We start from the raw sequence: 10,483 nt of genomic DNA on the forward strand, positions 1-10,483 counted from the left end.
TATTTTTTGTTTAATATATTGAACAAAACTAAAAATTGATTTATATTGCGTTTAAAATAAAAAACAAAATATAAGGAGATCTTATGTGTGACTTCAGTTATTTAAAAACAGTAATAAAGCGAAAAAACATATCATTACAAACGGTTGCCGATGCCTGCCACATGACTAAAGGCTACCTAAGCCAGCTAATTAATAATAAAATTAAAAATCCAAGTGCACAAAAATTACAATCACTTCATCAATATTTACAAATTGAAGAATCAACCCAAAACAAAAAAGTGGGGGTTATTTTTGGTAAGTTTTATCCTTTACATACAGGACATATCTATCTCATTCAGCGCGCAATCAGCCAAGTGGATGAACTCTATGTCGTACTTTGTTCTGATACAACTCGTGATATGACACTATTTGAACAAAGTGCTATGTCCCGCCAACCAACAATTAACGATCGTATTCGCTGGTTACTGCAAACTTTTAAATATCAAAAAAATATCCACATTGAATTACTCGAAGAAGACGGTATTCCAGCTTATCCTAATGGTTGGCATGAATGGAGTGAGCGGGTAAAAAAATTATTTAAAACCAAAGGTATTAACCCTGATCTTGTGTATTCAAGCGAACCACAAGATGTTGCTATGTATAAAGATTTGTTTAATTTAGACACGGTGCTTATTGATCCAAAACGGCAATTTATGCAAGTTAGTGGAACTCAAATTCGCCAAGCACCACTCAAAAATTGGCAATACATCCCAACAGAAGTAAGACCATTTTTTGTTAGAACCGTTGCCATTTTAGGAGGTGAATCTAGTGGTAAATCGACTTTAGTGAATAAACTAGCAAACGTATTTAACACAACCAGTGCATGGGAATATGGTCGGGATTATGTATTTTCTCAACTTGGCGGGGACGAACGCGCATTACAGTATGCTGATTACGATAAAATCGCATTAGGGCATGCACAATATATCGATTTTGCCATAAAACATGCCAATAAAATTTCGTTTATTGATACCGATTTTGTGACAACTCAAGCTTTTTGTAAAAAATATGAAGGTAAAGAACATCCATTTTTACAAGCTATGATCAATAACTATCGTTTTGATTTAGTGATTTTACTTGGCAATAACACGCCATGGGTGGCTGACGGTTTACGTCATTTAGGCAGTCCAAAACAACGTAAAGATTTTCAAAAACTATTAATAACGTTATTAGAAAAAAATAATATCAAATATATAGAAATAGAATCGCCCGATTACGAAGAACGTTATTTACGTTGCATTGAACTAGTTAATCAACTTATTAATGATGAAGAGTAATAAATTATGAATAAATTAAGCAATCTTGCCATTTTAATTGGACGCAGTAAATTCTATCCATTTTTTTGTATATTATGTGTAACACTAGCATTCTTATACACTGACCCATTTACTGAATTTGATTTACGCTATGCTACTTCTTACATAGGCGCTTTTTGCGGTCTGCTATGTGTTATCTTATTAGCAAAACGTAAAAACATGGGGAATGTATTAGGTATGTTTGCCGTAGTTGCAGAATGTTGTGCTAATGTTCTTGGCGGCAATATTGGTGCAGGATTACCGCCAGTCTACTATTTTTGTTCACACATCTATGGTTTATTCACTTGGAAAAAGAACCTTGATAATAATAAAAACGTTAAAGTTCGCTCACTCAATGAAACCACATTTTTATATACAATCATATTTCTTATTATTGCCGCTTTTATTAATATTTATTTAACGGATAAAATTGGTGCAACTAATACAACCTACCAACTAATAACTAACTGTTTTATATTTGGTCTAGGTATTGTTGCTCAATTATTATTGATGATGCGCTATGCGTTTAACTGGTATTTATGGGTTATATTAAATGTACTGGTAATTGGTTTAAATATCTATACCGACAATATCGTTATTGCAACACAATACTTAATTTACTTGTTTAATGCTATTTATGGAATCTGTGAATGGGAACGTTCTAAGCAGAAACAATAAATATATAAGATATTGTCAAAAGATTTTAGGGCCAAGCGTGTTTCAGTATAAAAATAGAAAATAAATATTTTATTTTCTATTTGAAATACAGGCCCATTATTCTATATCGCCTTTAACTAAAGGAACAAATATTACCTCACCCATATCCTTCACGATAAAATTATGTCCATCACGCTCAATTAATTGGAGAGTCTGTTTATTTTCGCCAACAGGAATAACTAGCCGGCCTTTATCTGCTAATTGTTCTAATAAACTTTGTGGCACTTCGGATGCGGCGGCAGTAACGATAATACCATCAAATGGCCCTCGCTCTGGCCAACCTAACCAACCATCACCATGACGTGTCGAAATATTATGAATATCAAGTTGTTTTAAACGGCGTTTAGTATTCCATTGCAAACTCTTGATACGTTCTAGCGAACAAACATGTTTAACTAATTTTGCCAAAACCGCAGTTTGATATCCCGATCCTGTACCAATTTCGAGCACTTTTGAGTGAGGCTCTAACCTTAATAATTCGGTCATCTTTGCTACAATATAGGGCTGAGAAATAGTTTGCCCATTACCTATTGGTAAGGGACAATTATCATAAGCTTGATGAGACAACGCCTCATCAACAAAATGTTCTCGAGGAATTGAAGCGATAGCATCTAAAACTCGCTCATCTTTTATTGCTTGTTGACGCAAAAATTTAATTAGGGACTGCATTTTTGGGCTTTGCATTTTGGCTACTCATTTTCTATTATTAATTCACGTATCACACTTGTTGCATAACAACCTGATGGCAAATAAAAATCAAGTTCAAGACTATGACAATCTAACCATTGCCAATTGAGTTGATCTGCTCGTAACAATAGTGAGCGCCTTGCTGTCTCAACGCGCTCTTTTTTAAATAGATCATAAAATTCAGACCAATTTTCTAAACATTCTTGTTCAAACTCCAACGCTTTAAATTGTGTACCAAGTGGTGAATCCCCCATCATTGGTGCTGTAACATTAATCTCACCGTTTTCTAAACGTGCTTGTAACAATGCTAACTCATCTGTTTGTGCAACAAACCAACTACTGCGTTGTGCTAGTTGTAATATATCGCCATCAATAACAGTTTTATGAAGCTGTTGTTCAATTCGTTTACTCACAATGTCGTTAAAAATAGCACTTCTCGCTGCAGAGAGATAAAAACTTCTTTTTTTTCTATCTTTAACCGTAATAGCCCCTTTTGCCCAGTTTATAGCTTGGGTAATATTATTTTCACCACGGCCAAAGCGTTGCTCACCAAAATAATTAGGCACACCATGTTGTTTGATCAATTCTAATTTAGATTCGATTTCAGATTGAGCGGTTAAATCTCTTAAAATAATTTTAAAATAGTTACCTTTTAACGCCCCTATTTTTAATTTTTTATTATGCCGGGTAACTTTTAATATCTGACAATTTGCTAAATCAAATCCTGAGAAGTCTGGCGTTTGTTGACCTGGCATATGTAAGCTAAACCATTGCGTTGTTATCGCTTGACGATCTTTTAATCCTGCATAACTCACTAACTTAGTTGAAATACCAACATATTTAGCTAACTGTTCAGCCACAAAAATAGTGTTACAATCACGTTTTTGCAAATAAACTAAAACATGCTCACCCTCACCAGTCAACTCAAAACCAAGATGTTCTGTAACGACAAAATCTTCGTATTGTTGCTTATATTGCCCTGTGGCTGTCGGTTTTCCATATAAATAATTAAGTTGTGTTAACACTTGTATTGCCTACTTTTAAATTTAATCTGTTTTAGTTTTTCGAGCTAATAATACTACTGCTTGGCAAGCAATGCCCTCTTTACGTCCCGTAAAGCCTAACTGCTCGGTTGTTGTTGCTTTTACACTAATTTGCTCAAAATGAACTTTTAAATCTTCAGCTATATTAACTCTCATTTGATCAACATGCGGTCTCATCTTGGGTTCTTGCGCAATGATAGTGGCATCTAAATTCACTAATTCATAACCTTTAACTTGAACAATACTGTACACATCTTTCAATAAGATCCGACTATCTATGCCTTTATATTTTGGATCTGTATCGGGAAATAGCTTACCAATATCGCCTAATGCTAATGCACCAATCAGCGCATCTGTTATTGCATGTAATAAAACATCGCCATCAGAATGAGCAATAAGTCCATATTGATAAGGAATTTTTACACCAGCAAGCGTAATTGGACCTTCACCACCAAACTTATGGACATCAAATCCATGACCTATTCTCATATTTTTACCTATTTAAAATTTGCTTAGTTAAATAAAAATTAGCCAACGCTAAATCTTCAGGACGCGTTATTTTTATATTGTCTCGACGACATTCAATTAATAAAGGATGCCCTCCACAATACTCAATAGCTGAAGCTTCATCAGTAATTGTAATATGGTTATTTAAAGCATGTTGTAAGCAAGATTTTAACTCACCAGCATTGAATAATTGAGGTGTTGCTGCACCCCATAAATAAGTTCGATCTTCAGAGTAATCAATAATAGTGTCATTATCTTGGCATGCTCGTTTTATCGTATCGTTAATACGCATAGCCAAAATACCACCTTGCTTTTTATTGATCACCGTTTCTATCAAGCGAGATATGTCATCATGATCCACACAAGGTCTTGCGGCATCATGAACTAATGCCCATTGCTTATTATTTAACAATTGTAATCCAGCTAACACAGAATCAGCACGAGTTTTACCGCCTAAAGTGATACTAATGTTATCGTGCGAAGCTATCGAGAGCGAGCTAAAGATGTTATCCTCAGGGCTAATAACAACAATAACTTTCGCTATTTGAGGATGTGTTAATAATTTATTTAGTGTGTGTTCTAAGATTGTTTTTGAATCGATTTTTAAATACTGTTTAGGGATTTGGCTATTCATGCGACAACCAATTCCTGCAGCTGGCACAATAGCGATAATATTATTAAGATTATTCATGTTATGCATTATCGTTTTTTTGAATCTGAATCAATGATAATTCGATAAAAATATTCATTAGCTTTTACCATACCTAAATGACTGCGAGCCCTCTCCTCTATCGCTTCAGAACCACGTTGTAGATCGTTAATTTCAGCAAACATTTGCTCATTACGAGCCTTCAATTTCTCATTATCAGCCCGCAAACTGGCTAACATCTCTACATTATCCCGATAATCGTACACATTATTTTTGCCATACCATAAAGAATATTGGAGATAACCAAACACAACTAATAGTAATAAAGGGAGCTTCCATCTTCTCATGAATGTAACGTTATCCTTTATTTATATACATTTAACTGGCTTTGGTAAACCTGCAAGTTTAGTCGCTTGTTTAGCTGGGCCATCAGGAAATAACTTATACAAATAGCGGCTATTGCCTTTTTGTGCACCGAACTTCTTTTCTATCGCTTTAACTAACGCACGTATAGCTGGTGATGTTTTATATTCTAAGTAAAAATCACGGACAAATAAGATAACCTCCCAATGCGCATCGGTTAATTCAATACACTCATTAGCAGCCAGTTCAGGAACCAAATCAATAGTCCAATCCTGCCAGTTTTTTAAATAGCCTTTATCATCGGTTTCTATTTGCTCTAACATTTTTAACATACGCTAATTCATTTGCGTTTTATTATACTCAATTAATCAAAATCCAACACTAATTTTGAAAAAGAAAGCGCCATCATTATGTGTTTTCTATATAATTTGATTAAATTTAAAGCAAACGATAAAAAATATTAAAATAGCTATTTACAAATAAGCAAGTCTACTTTAGTATTTACAGCCATTGCGGAAGTGTGGCTGAGCGGTTGAAAGCACCGGTCTTGAAAACCGGCGAGGGGCGACCCTCCCAGAGTTCGAATCTCTGCGCTTCCGCCATCTTCTCTCAAGGCATAGAAGAAATCAATATCTAAAAACTCATATCAAATAAAATACCATGTTTTAATATTTTTTTGGGGACTGTCAAGTTAACTTTTAATAGTAAATTGTAATTTGATAGCTATCTTCTAATTTAAACCCATGTTAGAAAATTAATTTGACAATATCCATACAAGGGATGGGTTAAATTAATAGCACCAAATCGTGTTAAAAAACTTCACTAAACTCTAAATAGAATTATTATCTAAGCACATTTGTACTATAATTGAGCTAATTTGTGCAGAATTTTTATTATTTTCTATCTAAAATAATTTCACTCTAATTTATGATAAGAGAAATAAAGTGAAAAAGATAATAATTTTTATTTTGTATTTAGTCAGTTTTAATACTTTCGCACAAAGCTTTAGCATACAAAGTAGTGATCTGTCCAAGAATGGTTTTACTAGTCAATATATTGCTAATGAATTTGGCTGTAAAGGTGAGAACATTTCACCTAGTCTTAGTTGGAACGATCCACCTCAAGGCACAAAAAGCTTCGTCATTACTATGTATGACCAAGATGCGCCAACTGGCTCTGGTTGGTGGCACTGGGTAGTCGCCAATATACCAGCGAATGTAAATTATATTGTAAAAAATGCAGGTAATAATACCTTACTATTACCAAAAGGAAGCAAAGCTGTGCGCAATGATTTTGGTAATGTTTATTATGGGGGGCCATGCCCACCCAAAGGCACAAGCTATCGCTATATTTTTACTATTTATGCTTTGAGTATTGAACATATTAATGTTAGTGATTCAACATCACCCGCATTAATAGGATTTATTGCAAATACGAATCTATTAGGTAAAGCAACAATAATGTACAATTATCAGCAATAAAATATTGCTAATAGGATATTTTTTGAATCAGGTAATAAAAAAATCACAGCAGCTTACTACATTAGGTCAGTACTCACGAGTTTCACAAAGTTGTAATTATAAATCATCGCAGGTGAGAATAGTTGATCCAATGTTAATTCGTGTAGTTCAAGGATCAAAGGTTATCAGCTATAAAGGTGAAATTTATGAGATATTAGCAGGAGAATTATTAGTTGTTCCTGCTAACAGTCTTTTAGATATTACTAATCAAAATATTCAAAATAAAATTTATTTGGCCGACTGTTTTACTTGGTCACAAGAAATACTAAAACAGTATGAGTCTTTAAAAACCACACAGTCAACAGACTTTACCTATCAGATAAAAATCGTGCGATCTGTTCCCAATATTTTTAATGCATCAATAAATTATACAATCAGTATTATTCAAGATCCTCTCTCAAATTATGATTTGCTTTTACATCAATTTATACAATTATTACGATGCTTAGAAATAGTAAATATTAATTTTCCTATCTCAGTAAATGAAGGTCTTAAGCAGAAGCTGGAACGATTAATCTTAGGTGCACCTACAAAAATGGCAATCAAAAGCAATTGCAAAACATTTTGCCATGAGTGAGTCAACATTAAGGCGACGCCTATCTGATGAAGGAACAAGTTTGTCTAATATACTGTTTGAGGCAAGAATGAGTTATGGATTAAAGCTACTACAAACCACTCATTTAAATATTACACAAATCGCACAAGAAGTTGGATATGATTCAGGATCTAGATTTGCAATTTATTTCCGTAAGCGGTTCGGTTTTTCACCAAAGCACATGAGAGATAGATAATTTTGAACCAGAGTGTTTTGTAATTCTTTGGTTGGCACCGTCAAATTAACTTTTTTCATAAAGCTAAATTTGATGATCATCACTCAGAACTTCGGTTTGACTTTGATTGAACACCATATTATTTTAGCCCATAGCAATCCAATATAGTCCACTTTTAAAAGGTAGAACACAGTTATATATATGAGGTGAGTAATGAATAAATTATATAAAATCAATTATTTGTAATTAACTGGATGTTTTTATTTTTTCCTGCGCTTCCGCCATCTTCTTTAAGCTTATTTTAAAAATAAATATGTTAAAATTTAGCATATCGTTTCACATTAATTCTTATTATCTTAAAGCGCCAATTACTTCTTCATTTTTCACTTTTTTACATACTAAATCTACCAATATAGCCGCAAGTAGTAGCAAATAATCAAAGATGTGTTATTGATAGATTATCTGTATTGAGATTCCTATACAAAAACAGTTAACTTGACAGTATTGAACTGCCCACTAAGATGGTGATAATTCAGGCTGAAAACCCTACAAATAAACGCGTATTTTTCTTGTATTATTATTTTTATTCAATGAGTTATTATTTCTCGTTGACTAGAAAAGGATAATAACTTCATACTTAGTAAGGGTTAAAATCTAGCAACTATAAAGATAGAGCTTGTTCAAAAACAGGTCAGGCAAAAGTAGAATATGAACCTGATTTTGACTCATCAGAGCTAAGAAAAATGATTGCTGAACAATGTGAAAATAATAACCAATGGCACTTATAATCAGTGCGTGTTTTTTTATTATGAAAGTTTATTAAAAACCAATTTTGGCAATTATTTAAGAGTATCCATCTTCCATGTAAAAATGAAACATTTATGGCTCCATGTGTTGTAGAAGTATCAAATAGGAAGTTTACCGCAATACAAAAGAAAACTAGGCTGAAAGCAGATGGAGCACCTCGTAATACATTGGAAAATTAACTTGATAACATAATAAAAAACCCTAGATAAACTAGGGTCAGATTGATGACAAAGAACTCGCTTTTTGGCGAGTTTTTTGATCTAATAGAGAGGAGTCCATTATAAGAGAAGTTCTTCTATGCTAAAAAAACCAACTCCAGCGACACCAGAAAAAATAGAGCAAATCTCGCTAGATGCGCTTGTCCCTCAAAATCATCTTGTTCGTAAAATAGCTAAAGTCATTGATTTTGAATTTATTCGAGAAGCGGTAGCACCACTTTATTGCCCTAATAACGGTCGTCCGGCAGAAGATCCGGTCAGACTGTTTAAAATCATGTTATTGGGATATCTTTTCGGTATCCCCAGTGAACGTCGTCTGGTTCAGGAAATTCAGGTCAATTTAGCTTACCGCTGGTTTCTGGGAATGGGATTAACCGAAAAAGTGATTGACGCCTCAACACTTAGTCAAAATCGTCGCCGTCGGTTTAATGACAGTGAAATCTATCAACAGATTTTTGATAATATTGTTGAGCAGGCCATTGCCAAAGGGTTGATAAGTGGTCGGGTATTATATACGGACAGTACTCACCTAAAAGCAAATGCCAATAAAGGCAAAGCACGTAATGAGCAGCGTATTGTTGAGCCCAGTCAATATATTGATGCGCTTAATCAAGCCATCAACGCAGAAAGAAAATTAAACGGAAAAAAGCCTTAAAGCCATCGACGGTAGAGAAATACAAGGAGGTTAAAGTCAGTACAACAGATCCGGACAGTGGCTTTATGCATCGGGAAGGCAAGCCTAAAGGATTCTTCTACTTAGATCACCGAACGGTTGATGGCAAACATAATTTAATTACCGATACCTATGTCACAGCTGGAAATATCCATGATCCCCAGCCTTACATGGCTCGATTAAAACGCCAGTTAGAGCGGTTTGGCTTTAATCCGGTTGGTGTCGGTCTTGATGCGGGTTATTTTACGGCTCCCATTTGCCATTTACTGCTGGCAGAGCAGATATATCCGGTGTTGGGTTATCGTCGCTCCACCCATGGTGCGAATCCCATCAGAAAAAAGCAGTTTATCTATAACGGTCAAAACGATACTTATACTTGCCCAAACGGGCAAACATTAATATATAAAACTACCAGCAGGGAAGGTTATCGTCATTATCATTCTGATGCAACAACCTGCAAAATCTGTCCGTTATTGTCACAGTGTACACAGAGTAAAAATACACAGAAAGTCATCATGTAACTATCCCCTAAAATAGTACAGCCAAAAAGTAGAAAATTCTCTATGATAAAAGTAAAAGAGGATTTAATTATGAAAAAAATGACTGAACATCAAATCGTCGCTATTTTAAAAGAAGCTGAAGCAGGTATTCCTGTCAAGGAACTCTGTCGCAAATATGGCATGGGTAATTCAACTTTCTATAAGTGGCGAGAAAAATACGGCGGTATGGAAACGTCGGATATTAAACGCTTAAAGGAGCTGGAGGCTGAAAACTGCAAGCTTAAGCAGATGTTTGCCGAACTGAGCTTAAAATCCCAGCTTCAGGAAGAAATCATAAAAAAGCTTTAGTGCCAACAGGGGCACGTAAAACGTGGGCACAGCAACTACAACAAAATCATTCAGTTACTATTGCTATGAGTTGTGCCATTGTTGGTTTAAGCCGTTGTGCTTACTATTATCAAGCTAAGTTACAGGATGATTCGGTGATTGTTTCGGTGTTGAATGCTATCACAGACCGGCATTTACGCTGGGGCTTTCCTAAATGTTTTAATCGTATCAGAAAGCTCGGCTATCAATGGAATCATAAACGGGTATATCGGGTGTATTGTGAATTAAAGCTTAATCTCAGGGTAAAGCGTAAAAAACGCATTCCTCCACGATGCCCGGAAAGGTTATTAGCCCCCAATAAACAAGGT

At 34.7% G+C, this 10,483-nt stretch carries 13 protein-coding genes, 1 tRNA gene and 1 pseudogene; 9 read left to right on the plus strand and 6 right to left on the minus strand.

The features are described from left to right. Window positions 1-83 precede the first annotated feature (83 nt). Both nadR and pnuC read left to right on the plus strand, forming a co-directional pair. The gene (gene nadR / locus A9G41_RS10920) at window positions 84-1,316 is read left to right on the plus strand and encodes a multifunctional transcriptional regulator/nicotinamide-nucleotide adenylyltransferase/ribosylnicotinamide kinase NadR (RefSeq protein ID WP_065583345.1); all 1,233 of its coding nucleotides are present in this window, start codon (window positions 84-86) and stop codon (window positions 1,314-1,316) included. A gap of 6 nt (window positions 1,317-1,322) precedes the next feature. Continuing rightward, entirely contained in the window at window positions 1,323-2,012 is a 690-nt protein-coding gene (gene pnuC, locus A9G41_RS10925) for a nicotinamide riboside transporter PnuC (RefSeq protein ID WP_065583344.1), read from the plus strand. A gap of 96 nt (window positions 2,013-2,108) precedes the next feature. Here the strand turns inward: pnuC and A9G41_RS10930 are convergent, their stop codons facing one another. From A9G41_RS10930 to A9G41_RS10955, 6 genes are read right to left on the minus strand one after another with little or no spacing between them, the layout of a single operon-like run. Continuing rightward, window positions 2,109-2,735 (minus strand): protein-L-isoaspartate(D-aspartate) O-methyltransferase, encoded by a 627-nt coding sequence (locus A9G41_RS10930; RefSeq protein ID WP_065583343.1) that lies wholly within the window; start codon window positions 2,733-2,735, stop codon window positions 2,109-2,111. A gap of 5 nt (window positions 2,736-2,740) precedes the next feature. Next, window positions 2,741-3,763, minus strand: a complete 1,023-nt coding sequence (truD, locus tag A9G41_RS10935) for a tRNA pseudouridine(13) synthase TruD (RefSeq protein ID WP_065583342.1) — start codon at window positions 3,761-3,763, stop codon at window positions 2,741-2,743. 21 nt (window positions 3,764-3,784) lie between these two features. Continuing rightward, window positions 3,785-4,270: a 2-C-methyl-D-erythritol 2,4-cyclodiphosphate synthase gene (gene ispF / locus A9G41_RS10940; RefSeq protein WP_065567912.1), complete on the minus strand. Its 486-nt coding sequence runs from the start codon at window positions 4,268-4,270 to the stop codon at window positions 3,785-3,787. A gap of 4 nt (window positions 4,271-4,274) precedes the next feature. After that, a complete protein-coding gene (ispD, locus tag A9G41_RS10945; RefSeq protein WP_065583341.1) occupies window positions 4,275-4,988 on the minus strand; it encodes a 2-C-methyl-D-erythritol 4-phosphate cytidylyltransferase in 714 nt (237 codons plus the stop codon). Next, window positions 4,988-5,284: a cell division protein FtsB gene (gene ftsB / locus A9G41_RS10950; protein WP_065583340.1), complete on the minus strand. Its 297-nt coding sequence runs from the start codon at window positions 5,282-5,284 to the stop codon at window positions 4,988-4,990. Before ftsB ends, ispD begins: the two co-directional genes overlap by 1 nt. Window positions 5,285-5,305: 21 nt before the next feature. Further along, complete coding sequence (locus A9G41_RS10955) at window positions 5,306-5,632, minus strand: TusE/DsrC/DsvC family sulfur relay protein (RefSeq protein WP_442903296.1); 327 nt, start codon at window positions 5,630-5,632, stop codon at window positions 5,306-5,308. Between the two features lie 182 nt (window positions 5,633-5,814). On the opposite strand from A9G41_RS10955, the gene A9G41_RS10960 reads away from it, so the two are divergent. From A9G41_RS10960 to A9G41_RS10990, 7 genes and pseudogenes are all read left to right on the plus strand, one after another. Further along, a tRNA-Ser gene (locus A9G41_RS10960) sits at window positions 5,815-5,902 on the plus strand. Between the two features lie 342 nt (window positions 5,903-6,244). After that, a complete protein-coding gene (locus A9G41_RS10965; protein WP_065583339.1) occupies window positions 6,245-6,781 on the plus strand; it encodes a YbhB/YbcL family Raf kinase inhibitor-like protein in 537 nt (178 codons plus the stop codon). A gap of 22 nt (window positions 6,782-6,803) precedes the next feature. Next, complete coding sequence (locus A9G41_RS10970; protein WP_065583338.1) at window positions 6,804-7,397, plus strand: hypothetical protein; 594 nt, start codon at window positions 6,804-6,806, stop codon at window positions 7,395-7,397. Then, complete coding sequence (locus tag A9G41_RS13660) at window positions 7,390-7,611, plus strand: helix-turn-helix transcriptional regulator (RefSeq protein ID WP_065583337.1); 222 nt, start codon at window positions 7,390-7,392, stop codon at window positions 7,609-7,611. Before A9G41_RS10970 ends, A9G41_RS13660 begins: the two co-directional genes overlap by 8 nt. A 1,083-nt stretch (window positions 7,612-8,694) precedes the next feature. Further along, a pseudogene (locus tag A9G41_RS14785) lies at window positions 8,695-9,803 on the plus strand (IS1182 family transposase); the annotation flags it as partial. A gap of 75 nt (window positions 9,804-9,878) precedes the next feature. Then, window positions 9,879-10,136 (plus strand): transposase, encoded by a 258-nt coding sequence (locus A9G41_RS10985; RefSeq protein ID WP_176700436.1) that lies wholly within the window; start codon window positions 9,879-9,881, stop codon window positions 10,134-10,136. Next, window positions 10,136-10,483, plus strand: a 348-nt coding sequence (locus tag A9G41_RS10990; protein WP_143425461.1) for an IS3 family transposase, incomplete at its 3' end; no start/stop codon positions are given. The genes A9G41_RS10985 and A9G41_RS10990, both read left to right, overlap by 1 nt.

Origin of the sequence: Gilliamella sp. Nev5-1 (assembly GCF_001690895.1) — a bacterium.
GTDB lineage: Bacteria > Pseudomonadota > Gammaproteobacteria > Enterobacterales > Orbaceae > Gilliamella > Gilliamella apicola_C.

Bases quoted from the DNA above. Each gene is read 5' to 3' on its own strand.
- A9G41_RS10985 (WP_176700436.1), top strand. From the start codon at position 9,879: ATGAAAAAAATGACTGAACATCAAATCGTCGCTATTTTAAAAGAAGCT.
- A9G41_RS13660 (WP_065583337.1), top strand. From the start codon at position 7,390: ATGAGTGAGTCAACATTAAGGCGACGCCTATCTGATGAAGGAACAAGT.
- A9G41_RS10930 (WP_065583343.1), bottom strand. From the start codon at position 2,735: ATGCAAAGCCCAAAAATGCAGTCCCTAATTAAATTTTTGCGTCAACAA.
- ispF (WP_065567912.1), bottom strand. From the start codon at position 4,270: ATGAGAATAGGTCATGGATTTGATGTCCATAAGTTTGGTGGTGAAGGT.
- ispD (WP_065583341.1), bottom strand. From the start codon at position 4,988: ATGCATAACATGAATAATCTTAATAATATTATCGCTATTGTGCCAGCT.
- A9G41_RS10955 (WP_442903296.1), bottom strand. From the start codon at position 5,632: ATGTTAAAAATGTTAGAGCAAATAGAAACCGATGATAAAGGCTATTTA.
- nadR (WP_065583345.1), top strand. From the start codon at position 84: ATGTGTGACTTCAGTTATTTAAAAACAGTAATAAAGCGAAAAAACATA.
- pnuC (WP_065583344.1), top strand. From the start codon at position 1,323: ATGAATAAATTAAGCAATCTTGCCATTTTAATTGGACGCAGTAAATTC.
- ftsB (WP_065583340.1), bottom strand. From the start codon at position 5,284: ATGAGAAGATGGAAGCTCCCTTTATTACTATTAGTTGTGTTTGGTTAT.